A 15,017-nucleotide genomic window follows, 5' to 3' on the forward strand; every position below is an offset into this window, starting at 1 on the left:
TGCCTGGTTCCCTCTTGCGATCGCGTTCGGGCGGCCTTGCGGAGACGCGCCGAATGCGGGGCAGTCGTTCGTCCGATGCGAGGCGTGTATGCAAGCTCGTCGCGCTGGAATGGACTTTCGAGGTTCGATCAGGCACTCTACGTGCTCCGCACCGTGCAGGAACTGCATCCGGATTGGGTTTTTGCCACGAATCGGCTGCCGTTGCATTCGGCCTGTCCGTTTCGTACAGCAGCCTGGACGTGGTTCACGTTGCAACGTCCCGGTCGAGGCGCAACGTCAGCTCGAAGAGCGTTCGATGGCACGTGATTTCGGGCGACGAGCCCGTGGTCGTTCGCGGGCTTCGGGTAACGTCGCTTTCACGAACCGTTTTCGACTGCATGCGCACTTCCGGCTTCGAGCAAGCGCTTGCCGTTGCCGACAGCGCGCTGCGCGTGAGCGGAAAACCATCGAGTTGGTTCGTTTCCTGCTTCAAACGCTTGGGAAGCGGCCATTCTCGTGTCGCCGATGCTGTTCGCACGATGTACCACGCTGACCCTTTGAGCGAAAGCGGAGGCGAATCTATTGCGCGCGCCGTGATGATCAGGCAGGGTTTTGCGCTTCCCGAGCTTTAGGTCGTTCTACCGCAGCCCTTGCATGTGGGACGGTTCTATCGCGTCGATTTCCTTTGGACTCGCTTGGATGGAGGCAAGGTCCTTGGGGAGTTCGATGGGATGCAGAAATACGAGGATGCGAAATTGCTCGGTGGCCGGTCTTCGTTGCGGGCGCTTGCCGACGAGCGTCATAGAGAAGCCCAGATTACGCTGTACGGCATGCCGATCGTCAGGTTTTCGTACGAAGACCTGACAAACGAGGCGCACTTCGTGAAACTGCTCGAGAGGTATGGGATTCCTCGCAGCACCGAAACTGCTCTTGCCGAGCGGAAGCTCGAACGCTCCCGCTCGGATTCGGCGCAGGTTTTCACGGTGCGCAGCTTCGAGGAGGGTCCTTTCGAGCCTTTTGGCGTCTAGTTCAGGAAATTGTCGCCCGAAACGTACGGTTTCGACGAGAAAACCGTACGTTTCGGGCGACAATGAGCCACGAAGGAGCGAGAACGGGAGCTGAGGGTCGAGGGGTCTCGAACTGCAAAACGATGATCGGAAACAAAGAGCAACGGCGTGGTTCGAAAACCGGATCCAAGAAGCAGAAAGCGGGCCGAAGGCCGCTTTCGCTCTAGTTGGTTGCGCTCTAGTTGAACTTGAAGATCTTCTGGGCCATGCGATAGCCCGTGATGCCTATCTTGCGACCAAGGCCGGTAGGCAGGTTCGTGCCCATGTTGAGCGCGCTGCGACGTATGCGGCGATACACATCCGGATCCTGGCGCTTAAGGTAATCCCAGATAGCCTCGCGCTTGTCCTCCGCCTCGTCGGTGTCGATCATGCGCAAGAAGATGGAGCAAATGCACATCATCATGGACAGGTAGTTCTCCATGTAGCGCTCGAGTCGCTTCTCGGGCACGTCGTCAGGCAGGCGCACGGCATCGATCATGGTGCGCGTGACACGCAGCTGCTGGTCGATGCGGCCGATCATCACGCTTTCGTTGACGCTCTGATCCTCGCGACCGATGAAGTACCGGTACATGTCCAAATCGCGATAGTAAATGGTCTTGACATGCGGCAACGGCACGTACACGAAAATATTGTCCACATAGAACGTGTGCTTCGGCAATTCAAGCCCGATATCCTTCAAAAGCTGGGTGCGATAGATGACCGAATGCATGAGCAGGTATTGGCTAGGCAGGAAATGCCCCACGTCGGACCAGCCGAACACGCGGCCTTCGGGGAACACGTTACGGTAGTGCATGACGGTGCGCGACCCCTCGTGCACCTTCTCGTACACGTAGTTGCCGATTACCAGGTCAACGGCGTTTTCCAGCTCGCACTGGAAGCGCAGGTAACCCATGATCTCGGACATGGAGTGCTCGTCGAGCCAGTCGTCCGAATCAACCACCTTGAAGTAACGGCCCGTCGCGTTCGCGAGACCCGTGTTCACCGCCTGACCGTGGCCGCCGTTCTCCTGGTGCACGGCGCGGATGATGTCCGGATACTTCGCCGCCCAAGCATCGGCCTTCGCCGGCGTCTCGTCTTTGGTCGATCCATCGTCCACGATGATGATCTCTATATCATCGCCGCACTTCAGGATGGACTCGATGCACTTGTCCATGTACGCCGCCGAGTTGTAGCACGGAATGGCGAATGAAATGGTCTTCATGGTTCTTATCCCCGTCGTCTTGGTAGAGCGCGGCAGGAGCGCCCCCGCCGCGCAATCGATGCCTGTTACCCCGCCAGCTGATCGGCCAGCGCAAGGGCCCGACCGATGATGACATCCATGTTGTAGTAGCGGTACTCGGCCAAGCGACCCAGCGGATAGAAGTTCGCAAGGGGCTTGGTCAACGCCAGATAGCGCTCGTAGTGAGCGTTGTTCTGATCGTTGATGATGGCGTAGTACGGAATCTGCTTCTTGGGATCGTCGTAGGAGTGGCTGTACTCTTTCATGATGGTGGTCTTGGGAGCCGCCTGACCCGTCAGATGCTTGAACTCGGTGATGCGCGTGTAGTCCTCGGTCACGGTGAAGTTCACCGTTCCGCACGGAAGAACCTGCTCTTTGTCGTGCGTTTCGTACACGAAGTCCAAGCTGCGGTACGGAAGGCGCCCAAAACGCGAGAGGAACAGCTCGTCAAGCGGGCCCGTATAGACGATGGGGCCCTCGAACGCCTGGTCCTTGACGTTGATAGCCGTGAGCGGGGCATTCTCGTCGCCGCTCTCGAACTCCAGGTCGAACACGCTTTCCGCTTCGGTATTCAGGCATACCACAATGTTCTCGTGGTCGAGCATGCGCTCGAACAGCGGCGTGTAGCCGTCTGCAGGCATGCCCTGGTAGGCGTCCTGGAAGTAGCGGTTGTCGCGCGACACGAACACGGGCACGCGCGCGGTCACGCTGGGATCGACCTCTTCGGGCGTGAGGCCCCACTGCTTCTGCGTGTAGTAGAGGAAGACGTTCTTGTAGATGAAGTCGGCGATCTCGGTAAGCTCGGGATCGTCCTGCGCGCGCAACTCGTTGATGGTGACCTTGCGCTCGTCGCCGAACGTCTCGATCAGCTTTTCGGTCAGCTTGGCAGCCTTCTCCTGGCCGAACGCTATTTCCATCGAATTCTTGTTGAACGGCACCGGCATGTACGTGCCGTACCAGTCCGCCAGCACCTCGTGCTGGTAATCGCGCCAATCGGTGAAGCGGCGCACGTAGTCGAAGGCGCGCTTGTCGTTGGTATGGAAGATATGCGGCCCGTAGCGGTGCACCAGGATGCCCGCTTCGTCCGCCTCGTCGTACATATTGCCGCCGATGTGGCTGCGCTTCTCGATGATGAGAACGCGCTTGCCGGCGCGCTCCGCCAACTCGCGCGCCACCACGCTGCCAGCAAAACCGCTGCCCACAACGATGACGTCGAAATCAGACCTGTCTAGGTCAGTGAACTTCCGGTACTGCACACCCATGAAGCTGCCTTCCTTGTCCTTCCCGCCAGCTCATCTGCGCCTGCGAGGGAATCCTATGCTTGAAACGCGCGCTTTGCCGCGCCAAATATGCCGCACGTTATTTTACCGGGAAGGGTCGGGGCTGCGTGGATTATCATATAAAGTGGATAAATTCGGAAACGAATGCGAGCGCGGCCGCAGCGCTGGAAGCGGCAATTTGATACTTGATCGTAAGGACGGTGCCATGAGTTCATTTCTCGATTCCATGCTCGCCCGAGCCACGGAGAACAAGCAAACCATCGTGCTCCCTGAAGGCGACGACGAGCGTACGCTGGCGGCTGCGGAACGCATCCTGGCCGACGGCGTGGCCGACCTCGTCATTCTTGGCGACGCGGCCGCCATCGAAGCCTCCGCATACCGACTCGACGGTGCGCGGATCGTGGACCCGCGCACGTCCGAGCTGCGCGCCGAGCTTGCAAGCCAGTTCTACGAGCTGCGCAAAGCGAAGGGCATGACCCCCGAAGCCGCCGACGAGAAGCTGAACGACGTTCTGTACTTCGGCGTCATGATGGTGAAGGCCGGCCTTGCCGACGGCATGGTGGCTGGCGCTTGCCACTCCACGGGCGACGTGCTGCGCCCCAGCCTGCAGATTCTCAAGACCGCACCGGGCGTGAAGCTGGTCAGCTCGTTCTTCATCATGGTGGTGCCCAACTGCGATCTGGGCCAGGAAGGAACCTTCCTGTTCAGCGACTGCGGCCTGGAAGTCCAGCCCGATGCTGAAAAGCTCGCCCATATCGCCGTGAACTCGGCGCAGTCGTGGAAAACGCTCATCGGCACCGAGCCCACCGTGGCGATGCTCTCGCATTCGTCGTACGGCTCAGCGAAGAACGACGACGCCGCCAAGGTGGTCGAAGCGACGGCCATCGCCAAAGAGTTGGCGCCGGAATTGGCGCTTGACGGCGAGCTTCAGCTCGATGCCGCTATCGTTCCCTCCGTGGGCGCATCGAAGGCTCCGGACTCCCCCGTTGCAGGCCGTGCCAACGTGCTGATCTTCCCTGATCTGGACGCCGGCAACATCGGCTACAAGCTGGTGCAGCGTCTGGCGCGCGCCGAGGCGTACGGCCCGGTAACGCAGGGTATCGCCGCCCCGGTGAACGATCTGTCGCGCGGATGCACCGCCGACGACATCGTAGGCGTCATCGCCATCACCTGCGTGCAGGCCCAGGCAAAGAAGGCCGCTGAATAACCTACCGGAACGGTACTTGCAAGCGATAAGAAAAGGCGACCGTAGTCGCCTTTTCTTATCGCCGATTACCCTAGATCAACGGCTCGTTCGCCTTCTCGTGCACAATGTCGAAGGTGTCGCGAGCGATCATGTACTCCTCGTTCGTGGGAATGATGATGATCTTCACCAACGAGCCGTCCGTCGAAATCTCGCGCTCGAAGCCGCGCTGGCGGTTGCGCTCCTCGTCCAAGACGATGCCAAGGGGCTGCAGGCCCGAGAAGATCATGCGGCGCATTTTCTCGCAGTTCTCGCCCACGCCCGCCGTCAACACGATAGCATCCACGCCGCCCATAACGGCGATGTACTGGCCAATGTACTTTTTCACCGAGTTCGAGTACATGTCGTAAGCCAGCTGCGCACGTTCGTCGCCCTGCTCGGAGGCGTCGCGCACGCTGCGCAGATCGTTCGAGATGCCGGAGATGCCCAGAAGGCCCGACTTCTTGTTCATCAAGTCGTTCATCTCGGCGCCGGTCAAGTTCTCATGCTCCATAACGAACGGCACGATGGCGGGGTCGATCGCCCCGCAACGCGTGCCCATCATGAGACCGTCGAGGGGCGTGAGCCCCATGGACGTGTCCACAGCCACGCCGTGATCGATGGCGCTGATGGAGCAGCCGTTGCCCAGGTGGCACGTGATCAGCTTGAGGTCTTCGATCGGCTCGTCGAGCACCACTGCCGCGCGCTCGGAGATGTAGCGATGGGACGTGCCGTGCGCACCGTACTTGCGAATGGCGTACTTCTCGTACAGCTCGTAAGGCAAGGGGTACATGAACGCCTTCGGCGGCAACGTCTGGAAAAACGACGTGTCGAACACGGCAACCATGGGCACGTCCGGCATATGCTTCATGCACGCATGGATGCCCATGAGGGCGGCGCCGTTGTGCAGGGGAGCAAGCTCTGCCAGCTCGTCGATCTTCGCGATCACGTCATCGTCGATGAGGACGGACCGGTCAAAGTACTTCCCGCCCTGAACGATGCGATGCCCAACGGCGTCGATCTCCGAAAGGGAATCGATAGCCTTGGTGGGTCCCTCGGTCAAAGATTCGAGCACCAGCGCCATCGCGTCGTCATGATCGGCCATCTTCGCATCGATGACCTGCTCGTTCTCGTCGAGCCCGTGCTTGTGAAACGCTTCAGCCGAACCGACGCGCTCGCAGATGCCCTTCGCCAAAAGCTCATGCTGCTCAACGTTGACCAGCTGGTACTTCAAGGAAGATGATCCCGCATTGATAACTAGGACGTTCAACGATCTGCCTCCTTATTTACTATTCCCAAGGGATATATTTTAGGCGCATGCGCAAAAGGCCGTATTCAAAGGAGGTGTCCTATCGGCAAGCGGCGCGCCGTTCACCGAAAACAAAGCTGGGACTTTATGCCGAACACAACGAGAGCCGGCAAGGCGGAAGGACATCCCCCCGCCTTACCGGCTCTGTCTCGTTGGTCCTGCGCCCTTGCGGGCGAAAAGACTATTTTTGCGAGGGATCGCCCGAGTTCATGGGCGCGCCGCCCAAAACGTGCACGTGAATATGGTGCACGGACTGCTGTGCGTCGTCGTTCGTATTCACGATCACACGGTAGCCGCTCTCGGCGATGCCTTTGAGCTCAGCTACTTTCTTTACCGTGTTGAACAGGTACCCCATCTCATCCTCGGGGATGCCGTCGCCGATGTTGTCGTAGTGATTCTTCGGCACGATGAGCGTGTGCACGGGCATCTGCGGATTGACGTCCTCGAACGCCAGCACCCGATCGTCCTCGTACACCTTGGTCGACGGGATTTCCCCCGCCACGATCTTGCAGAACAGGCAATCCTCTTTGATCATGCTAATCCCTTTCTCCGGTTCCAGCGTATCCTGGGGCCGCCGTCGACAACGGCACGTCCCGAAACCTACCAGCTCCGCCGAGCAATCGAGGTGGGGTCCGCAAGATCCTTGGAGCGAAGCGACGGTCTTGCAAGACCCCATCTCGAACACAGGAACGCATTAAGACAGGCTGGTGTCGCGCGCGCCGTCGTCGACGTCGGCCACGAGCTCGCCCATGAGCACGTCCACCTTTTGCTGTGCCTCGGTCAAGCGGCCCTGCAAAGCGCGCAGAAGCGACACGCCGCGCTCGTAGCTTCGCAGGCTGTCCTCCAGTTCGAGCGAATTGCTCTCCAAAACGCCTACGATGCCGTCCAGCTCCGCCATGGCCTCGCGAAACGACAGCTCCTCAATAGGTTTAGGTTCGGTATTCTCCATCATGACACGTCCTCCCAAACTACGACTTCGGTATCAATTCGATGCGCTTTCTCCACGCGGCAAGCAAGCACGCCGTCAGACACCGACACGTCCACCAACGATCCGACAGGCGCAGCCTCCACGCTTTTCACCACACCGCCCTCGGCGGTGCGCGCAATAGCGTAGCCGCGACCCAATACGGCAAGCGGCGAAAGGTCGTTCAAGCGAGCGGCGGCAAGACCAGCCTGCTGTTCGAACCGCGAAACGACCGCGTTGCCCGCAAGGGCGAGCCGATCGCGTTCGCGGGCAAGCCGATCGCGATCGCGCGCCACGTTCTGTGGAAGGACGCGCGCAAGACGTTCGCGCTGTCGCTCCAAGCGCTCTTGATCGCGCTCGAGATTCGCGGGAATGGCGCGGAACAAACGCTCCGCAGCCATATCAAGCCCTTGCGCCTCGGCCGCGAGCAGCAGGTTCGCATCGCGCAGCACGGGCCGGGTCGCAATGCGTCGCACCTCGGCCGTCGCTCGTTCCACCGCCCGCCCGGCGCTCGCCGCGAGCGAGCGCGAGCGCGCCTCGAGCACATGCTCCAAGTTTTCGCGTGCCGGGCTTACCGCTTCGGCGGCCGCCGTGGGCGTGGAAGCGCGCACGTCGGCGACCATGTCGGCGATGGACGTGTCGGGCTCATGCCCGATGCCGGTCACCACGGGCACGGGGCACTTTGAGATCGCTCGCGCAAGGCCCTCGTCGTTGAACGGCATAAGATCTTCGAACGAGCCGCCGCCGCGCACGACCAAGATCACCTCGGCGCCCGCGCGCAGTACGCAGCGCATGCCCTCCACGATATCCTCCGGCGCGCGCGGACCCTCTACCGGAACGCCCGCCAAGACCACGCGCGCCACAGGGAAACGACGCCGCAGCGTGCGCAGGACATCGTGGACCGCCGCGCCCCTCGGAGACGTCACCAAGCCAATCGTCAGGGGAAACGCCGGGACGGATAGTTTGCGCTCAGGCCGCATGAGCCCTTCCGCCTCCAGCTTGCGAGCCAGGTTCGCAACCTGCAAGCGCAAGTTGCCCTCGCCCGCCAACGCCACGGAGAACACGTCGAAGTTCATGCGGCCCTTCGCCGCGTACAGCGTGAAACGCCCGGTCAGCTCAACCAGCTGCCCCACGTTCAGCTGCACGCCCGACGCCTGATAGCGATTGACCCACATCATGCATGGCAGTGCGGCGCTCTTGTCCTTGACGGTGAAGTACACCGCCTTGTAGCCGGGCTTGTTCGACAGCTCGGAGACCTCGCCCACAAGCCGCACCGTCACGCCCTCGAGCGCGCCCTTCGCCAGCGCCATCGCGGCGGAGACGGAAAGCGCCGAGGCTCTTTCTTGCCCATCCATGCGCCGAAGCTATTCCTGACGTTGGCCCAGCAGCCACAGCAGCTGGAGGACGGAGGTGAGGGCAGCCGCCACGTAGGTGAAGGCGCACGCGCGCAGCACGCTGAACGCGCCAGCCTGCTCCGACTGCGGCAGCGCGGCAGTGTTCATGTACACCATAGCGCGTTTGGATGCGTCGAACTCGACCGGCAACGTGACCAGCTGGAACAGCACCACTGCGCCGTACATGATGATCGCAAGGGTGGTCAGACCGGAAAGCTGCATGAAGATGCCGAGCATCAGCAGGAATATCCAGGCGTTCGACGCCAGGTTCACCACGGGCACCAAAGCGCCGCGGATCTTCATGGGCGCATAGTTCTGCGCGTACTGGTACGCATGCCCCACCTCATGGCAGGCGGTGGCGGTGGCGGTGATGGAACGCCCGTCGTAGGAATCGGGGCCCAACGTCACCGAGTTCGTGCGAGGATCGAAGAAGTCCTGGCCAGGACCGCCCCTATGCACCTCAACGCCCGTAATGCCGTAGTACTGCAACATGCGACGAGCCGTCTCGGCGCCTGTCAGCCCCGTGGAAATGGGCACATGCGTGTACTTCTTCAACTGGGAGTTAACGTACCACGTGGCAAGGCCGCCGACGGCAAGCGTAACGATGATCAAAAGCAAATACGAACCACTCAACTTGAAACACTCCTTCAAAGGGGTAGCTTCCACGGCCGCCTCGGCCGCTGCATCTCTTACCCTTTCAGTATACAAGACCGGGAAATCACGCTGAAAACAAGCCGAAAAGCTATGTGAAATCACCAAACGTCCGTCACCGTTTCGTGAACTGCAAGATGCGGGGTCAGGCCCTCTAAAGCAGGTGCTTACGCGATGCGATCCACCTTGAGCTCGCCGCCGTCGAGCCTGAGCGACAGCTTGCCCTCCAAAAGCTCCAAAAGCTCCTCGCCCACAAGCGAGCGACGCCATCCGCGCAGAAGGTCGATGTCGTCGCGATAGCCGCGTGCGACCCGCGCAAGATCGTCATGGCTCGCCAAGGTGGGAAACGCCACGCCGCTCTCCTTCGCACGCAAGCGCACGACAGCCGTCATCATATCCACCTGCGCGTCGACGTTCGGCTCGTTTTTGCTGCAACGATCGACGTCAGGCCAGGAATCAGGCGGCGCGTCCAGCGCGGACGTCATGAGAGAGACCACCGTGCGCGCGTCGCGCGTCGACAGCTTGTCGGACATGCCGCGCACCATGAACAACTCGTCGATGGAGCGCGCCTCGCGCTTGCACGCCTCGACGATCTGCTCGTCGGTGACCACCCATTTGCGCGGCACGTCGCGGCGCTGGGCCTCCAGCTCTCGCCATGCGGCCACTTCGCGCGCCGCGGAAAGCTGGCGGCGCGACAACTGGGAAACGCGCTTGAGGCGGCGATACCGGCTGCGCTCGTCGGTTGCGTACTTGGCCGGATCGCTCATCTCCTCGAAATCGCGTTCGAGCCAGTCCAGCCTGCCCCTGCGCTCCAGTTCCGCACGCATGCGCTTGTACATGCGCGGTAGGTACACCACGTCGTCGGCAGCGTAATCCAACTGGGATTCGGACAAAGGTCGACGCGACCAATCGGTGAACGAGTCGATCTTCTTGAGCGTGACGCCGCATTCCGCCCCCACCAGCGCGGCGTAACCGATCTGCTGCGTGTGGCCCAGAAGGGCCGCCGCCACCTGCGTGTCGAAAATCGGCCGCGGCAGCACGCCCACTTCGCGCAAAAGAATCTCCAGATCCTGAGAGCCCGCATGGAACAGCTTCACGACGCTTTCGTTTTCCAGCACCGGCTTCAGTGCGCCCAGATCGCCGACGGAGAACGGGTCCACGATAACAGCTTCGTCGTCGGTGGCCAGCTGAATAAGGCACAGCTTCGCGTAGTAGGTTTTCTCGCGAAGAAACTCCGTATCGATCGCCAGAACGCTCGAACGCATGGCGCGCTCGACGAACGCCACGAGGTTTTCTTGGTTTGCTATGTACACCGGGGGTTCCTTACCTTGTGTTTCACGCTCTATGTTGTACCATGCCATCATAGCAACTGAAAGGGAATCTGTGAAACTGCTCGTCATCAACAATCTCTCGTCCGGGTTCGGAGACGGCTCCGTATACGACTTCATCCGTTCCGCCGTCCAAGACGGCGACGAGGTGTGCGTCCGCTCCACCGACGGAACGACCCCTGTGAGCGCGCTGCTCGACGACGCCGCATCCTACGATGCCGTGGTTGCAAGCGGCGGCGACGGCACGGTGGCGACGGTCAACTATCTGCTGGCGAACACGGGCGTGCCCGTTTTGCCGTTTCCCGCGGGAACCGCGAACCTGCTTGCGCTGAACCTCTCCTCGCCTCTTGAGCCGCACGCCTTGGCGAAGATGGTTAGGGAGATGCGCACCCTCGACTTCGACATGGGCGAAATCGAGGTGGCCGACAAGCGGTTCGGCTTCGGCATCATGGCCGGAGCAGGCTACGACGCCGCCATCATGCACGGCGCCGAGCCTGCAAAGCGCCTGTTCGGACCTATGGCCTATCTGTCAGCGGCCATTGCGAACCCTCTGCCGCAAACGTCGCGCTTCACCATCGAGCTGGACGGGGAAACCGTGCAAAGCGAGGGCGTGGGCATCCTTTTGGTGAACTTCTCCCGCATCCAATTCGACATCGCCGTCACGCACGAGAACAAGCCGCGCGACGGCGTGTTCGACGTAGTGGTGCTCAAAGCGCAAAACGCCTTCGAACTGATACCGGCGCTGTTGGCGGGAATCCTGGATCGAGGGGGCGATTTTCCCGATCGAACGGGTGCCCTGGAAATCCACCGCGCACGTGCGGTACGCGTAGAGGCCGATCCGCCCATGGAAGTGCAGTACGACGGCGAAGCCACCCGCCTCACCACTCCCTTCAGCGCCCGCATCCTGCCCAAGGCGGCGCGCCTCATCGTGTCCGAAGAAGGCTACGCCCAGTTCGCGGAATAGCTGCTTCGCGCCTCGCGCTCGCTGGCTGCGAAACGCTTCCGCGCCAGCATCGGAGGCGTTTTCCCCGCGAACCTCGCACCCCCGCAACCTCGCAAACCTTGCACCCCGTTGCGAACCCTGCACCCCCCGTGAACCTCACGAACCCTGCACCCCCGCAAATCTCGCCCGCGTGTCAAAACGGACGAGTTTTGCGGGGATTTTGCGCTTCCGCCCGAAGGCTGCGCGCCAAGGTTTTTTATCGTCCCAGTTCACGGAGCTGCCGGTTGCCTTTATTCTCGCTTAAGGACCAGTAAAACTCGTCCGTTTTGACACGCACGGCAACGTTCACGCAACACCGACTCGCCAGCGCAGCAACAGCACCCGGCGGCACACCCGCCAGCGCAGCAACAGCACCCGGCGGTACACCCGCCAGCGCAGCAACGCGCACCCGGCATCGCGCACTCCAGCACGGCAGCGCGCGCAAAACGGCCGTGCGGCTTGTTGCAGCTGCACGGCCGTTCATCGGCGAACCTTCGGGAAGGAGCGGCCCTATTTGCCCTTCGGCACCTCGTAGGCAGGATCGTCGCCGGAAACGTCCTCCACGTGCGCCCCGATCTCGAGCGGCGCGCTGAACGACTCCCCGGCCGCGGCAGAACCGGCCATCAGCTCTTTGAACGACGCGGCATCCTCGCCCACCATCGGCATCATCACGTACACGTTGTTGCCGATGATCACCGGACGGACGCGATCGGCAACGGCGTCGCGCGCAGCGTCGGCCGGCTTGCCGGAGGCCACGTCGGCAGCCGCCTCGCGCTTGAGTTCTTCAAGCATCTCGGTGCGCACGTTCTCGATCTGGGCAGCCGTCTCGTTTTTCCAGCGCTCCTTGCGCCATGCGAGGAAGTTCGCGTTGTAGCGCATCTGGATAAGCTCGAGCACGATGCAGAACACCATGGCGAAGTACACGATCAGCTTCTCAAGCGGCATGTGAAGAAGCTCGATGCCCGTATGGAAGCCGGCGCTGTCGATGACGAGCAACCCGCCGATAGCCACGATGAACGTGAGCGCGAGCATCTTCATCTCGGGATGACCGTTGATGAAGTTGGAGATGGGGTCGATGAAGATCATCATCAAGAACACGGCCGACATGACCGCGATGATCATGATGATAAGGTGGTCGGCCATGCCCACGGCCGTGATGACCGAGTCGATGGAGAACACCAGGTCCATGACCATGATGGTGCCCACGGCCTGCGGCAGCGCGATGCGGTGCAGCGCCTTGTGCTCTTCGCAATGCTCGGCCTTGACCTCGGTGAGCTTGAGCGTGTCGCGCAGCTCGGCGATACCCTTGTAGATCAAGTACCCGCCGCCGATCAGCAGAACCAGGTCGCGCACGGAGAATCCGTGGGTGTAGGGGCCCAGGTCGACCGTGAACAAAGGCTCGGTCATGTGCACGAGGAACGAGGCGAAGCACAGAAACACGATGCGCATGACGAGCGCGCCGGCAAGGCCGAGCTTGCGACCGATGTGCTGCTTGTCCTCGGGCAGGCGGTTCGTCGTGATGGAGATGAACACCAGGTTGTCCACGCCCAGCACGATCTCCAGGAAAATGAGGCTGACCAAGCTGATCCAAGCCTCGGGTGATGCGAAGATTGAAAGATCCACGGGTTGATTGCTCCTTCTGCTGCTTCTTCGGTTGCTCGTCTTTTCCCGGGGAAGGCGCAGTTCACAAAAAAAGACTCATGGCGCGGCTGCAGATGCATGCGAACCGCGCCATGAGTCTCGTTAATTAAGACACGCCAGACCTTACGGCCATGATGTTGAACGTGTCGCATGCGCGCTAAAGCCGCATGCCAACTACTCCCCCACGGGCGGATCGTATCCTAACACGAGGTTCCCACGTCGGCAATGCTATACTACGCAATGCACAAAATCATCCCGGACGAACCCGAGACCTCCTGCAGGAGATGCCATGCAGTTCAATTTCTTCAACAAGCGCAACGACTACGTCGAAAGCGACGGTCCCGTCCGCTACCTGGACGCCAGCGGACTTCAACGCCCGCTCGACATGCCGCGCTCCCAAATGGCCATCATGGGCCTGTTCGTGGTGGCAGCCGCCGTCATCGGCGGGTTCATGCTGTTCAACGTGCTTGACGAGGTACAGGGCAAAGCGGCTCGCGCCCAGGCGAGCGTCGAGCAGAACCTAGCTCGCGAAGTTACGTACGACCTGCCGGTTTTGCCATCCGTCATCCAAAACGGCGACAATGCCAGCATAAAGCAAGGATTCGTGGACGCCGGCGCAACCATCTACGACACCACCAGCGAAGAGGAAGCCGCCGCCGGCAACATGGACATCATCAAGCTGCCCTCCGACGTGAGCGAGCTTGACGCGGGCGTTCTGTACAGCAAGGGCATACCGAACCTGAGCGCCGCCGAAGCCGCGCTGCTGCTGAACGGGTCGTGGACCCTCGAGGTCGACCGCAGCGAAGGCGTTTCCATGCGCGTCACGTACGCGGACTTCACGTCGGGAACCGTGGAAGCAGCCGTGCAGGCGGCCATCGCCTCCGAAGGATTCGACCCGGCCACCACCCCCGAGGGCGGTGCGGGCGTCGACGAGGTGGGCAACACCTTCCAAACCGGCACCGTCGACGTAGGGGGCACCGTCTACACCTGGAAGGTGTCCGCCATCGCGCTTTCCAGCGTCTACAACATCTCCGGCCTGCCCGACACCGCCGTGTACGTCGGCATTCGCCTGACAGCCTAGCACCTGCAGTCCCCTCCAAGGGAATGAGACGAAGGGACGGGGTCAATGACTCATTTTCTGGCCTGCGGCCGAAAATGAGTCATTGACCCCGTCCCTTCGTCTCATCGTTTTCCCACGTCCCTAGTATTCTCGTATAAAAATAGAAGAAAACCCGTACGATGGGAAGGGTTTATCCCCCTCTCGTGCTCGGACATACCCCGATAGGCATAATGCCCGTTCAAGCGCATGATACGAGTCACGAGGAGGAGATTCTATGAAAGTATCGAGCGTCATAGCGGGCGCATCCGCAGCCATCGTTGCCTTTCAGGCCGTCGCCTACGCAACCCGTGGCGAATCGAGCCTGCTGCGCCCGCCGGGCGCTCAAGGCGAATCCGACTTCATGGCGCGCTGCATCAAGTGCGGAAAATGCATCGAAGCATGCCCCTATCAAGCCCTCGGACCCGCTGGCGACGATGCCGGCATGGCCGTGGGAACTCCGTGCATCGACGCACGGAGCCAGGCATGCCGCCTTTGCGAGGACTTCCCCTGCGTCGACGTCTGTCCCACCGATGCCCTGCGCGACGTATCCGCGCGTTCCGACGTGCGCATGGGCGTGGCCGTCATCGACGAAGAAGGGTGCATCGCGTTTCAGGGCATGCGCTGCGAAGTATGCTATCGAGCTTGCCCCCTGATCGACGAAGCCATCCTCATCGATTACCGCATGCGCGAAGGCGACGCCATCCACACGTTGTTCGCCCCCGTCATCGACGAGGACGCATGCGTGGGATGCGGCTTGTGCGTGGAGCGCTGCGTGGTCAGCGAGCCAACCGTGCCCATCCGCATCGCCACCGATGCGCAACGCACGCGCGAACGAGGGCAGTAGCAAGGCGCGCCGCAGGGCGCAATCAAGTTCCGAACCGT

General features: G+C 61.3%; 14 protein-coding genes. 5 read left to right on the forward strand and 9 right to left on the reverse strand.

From position 1 onward, the window contains the following. Nucleotides 1–173 precede the first annotated feature (173 nt). Entirely contained in the window at nt 174–611 is a 438-nt protein-coding gene (locus DMP08_RS12595; RefSeq protein WP_244596762.1) for a hypothetical protein, read from the forward strand. A 613-nt stretch (nt 612–1,224) separates the two neighbouring features. Here the strand turns inward: DMP08_RS12595 and DMP08_RS03095 are convergent. Beyond that, complete coding sequence (locus tag DMP08_RS03095; protein ID WP_123191529.1) at nt 1,225–2,247, reverse strand: glycosyltransferase family 2 protein; 1,023 nt, start codon at nt 2,245–2,247, stop codon at nt 1,225–1,227. Between the two features lie 65 nt (nt 2,248–2,312). Beyond that, nucleotides 2,313–3,527: a UDP-galactopyranose mutase gene (glf, locus tag DMP08_RS03100; RefSeq protein WP_123191530.1), complete on the reverse strand. Its 1,215-nt coding sequence runs from the start codon at nt 3,525–3,527 to the stop codon at nt 2,313–2,315. 223 nt (nt 3,528–3,750) lie between these two features. Between glf and pta the strand changes: the two genes are divergently transcribed. Then, nucleotides 3,751–4,752 (forward strand): phosphate acetyltransferase, encoded by a 1,002-nt coding sequence (pta, locus tag DMP08_RS03105; protein ID WP_123191531.1) that lies wholly within the window; start codon nt 3,751–3,753, stop codon nt 4,750–4,752. Nucleotides 4,753–4,822: 70 nt separating this feature from the next. Here pta and DMP08_RS03110 read toward each other — a convergent pair whose 3' ends face one another. From DMP08_RS03110 to rnd, 6 genes are all read right to left on the reverse strand, one after another. Beyond that, nucleotides 4,823–6,037 carry an acetate/propionate family kinase gene (locus DMP08_RS03110; RefSeq protein WP_123191532.1) on the reverse strand — a complete coding sequence of 405 codons (1,215 nt, stop codon included), beginning with the start codon at nt 6,035–6,037 and terminating at the stop codon, nt 4,823–4,825. Nucleotides 6,038–6,257: 220 nt separating this feature from the next. Then, complete coding sequence (locus tag DMP08_RS03115; protein ID WP_123191533.1) at nt 6,258–6,611, reverse strand: histidine triad nucleotide-binding protein; 354 nt, start codon at nt 6,609–6,611, stop codon at nt 6,258–6,260. Nucleotides 6,612–6,770: 159 nt separating this feature from the next. Next, nucleotides 6,771–7,028: an exodeoxyribonuclease VII small subunit gene (xseB, locus tag DMP08_RS03120; RefSeq protein WP_123191534.1), complete on the reverse strand. Its 258-nt coding sequence runs from the start codon at nt 7,026–7,028 to the stop codon at nt 6,771–6,773. Further along, nucleotides 7,025–8,395 (reverse strand): exodeoxyribonuclease VII large subunit, encoded by a 1,371-nt coding sequence (gene xseA / locus DMP08_RS03125; RefSeq protein WP_123191535.1) that lies wholly within the window; start codon nt 8,393–8,395, stop codon nt 7,025–7,027. Before xseA ends, xseB begins: the two co-directional genes overlap by 4 nt. Nucleotides 8,396–8,404: 9 nt before the next feature. Beyond that, on the reverse strand, nt 8,405–9,067 hold the full coding sequence (locus tag DMP08_RS03130; RefSeq protein ID WP_123191536.1) for a zinc metallopeptidase: 663 nt from the start codon (nt 9,065–9,067) through the stop codon (nt 8,405–8,407). Between the two features lie 185 nt (nt 9,068–9,252). Further along, nucleotides 9,253–10,398, reverse strand: coding sequence for a ribonuclease D (gene rnd / locus DMP08_RS03135; protein ID WP_123191537.1), 1,146 nt, complete (start codon nt 10,396–10,398; stop codon nt 9,253–9,255). A gap of 70 nt (nt 10,399–10,468) precedes the next feature. On the opposite strand from rnd, the gene DMP08_RS03140 reads away from it, so the two are divergent. Further along, nucleotides 10,469–11,377: a diacylglycerol/lipid kinase family protein gene (locus DMP08_RS03140; RefSeq protein ID WP_123191538.1), complete on the forward strand. Its 909-nt coding sequence runs from the start codon at nt 10,469–10,471 to the stop codon at nt 11,375–11,377. Nucleotides 11,378–11,905: 528 nt separating this feature from the next. Here the strand turns inward: DMP08_RS03140 and DMP08_RS03145 are convergent. After that, nucleotides 11,906–13,018 (reverse strand): TerC family protein, encoded by a 1,113-nt coding sequence (locus DMP08_RS03145; protein ID WP_123191539.1) that lies wholly within the window; start codon nt 13,016–13,018, stop codon nt 11,906–11,908. Nucleotides 13,019–13,325: 307 nt separating this feature from the next. On the opposite strand from DMP08_RS03145, the gene DMP08_RS03150 reads away from it, so the two are divergent. Then, the gene (locus DMP08_RS03150; protein ID WP_123191540.1) at nt 13,326–14,117 is read left to right on the forward strand and encodes a teichoic acid transporter; all 792 of its coding nucleotides are present in this window, start codon (nt 13,326–13,328) and stop codon (nt 14,115–14,117) included. 253 nt (nt 14,118–14,370) lie between these two features. Continuing rightward, a complete protein-coding gene (locus tag DMP08_RS03155; protein ID WP_123191541.1) occupies nt 14,371–14,979 on the forward strand; it encodes a 4Fe-4S dicluster domain-containing protein in 609 nt (202 codons plus the stop codon). Nucleotides 14,980–15,017: the final 38 nt, after the last annotated feature.

Origin of the sequence: Paraeggerthella hongkongensis, assembly GCF_003726035.1 — a bacterium.
GTDB classification, from domain to species: Bacteria; Actinomycetota; Coriobacteriia; order Coriobacteriales; family Eggerthellaceae; genus Paraeggerthella; species Paraeggerthella hongkongensis.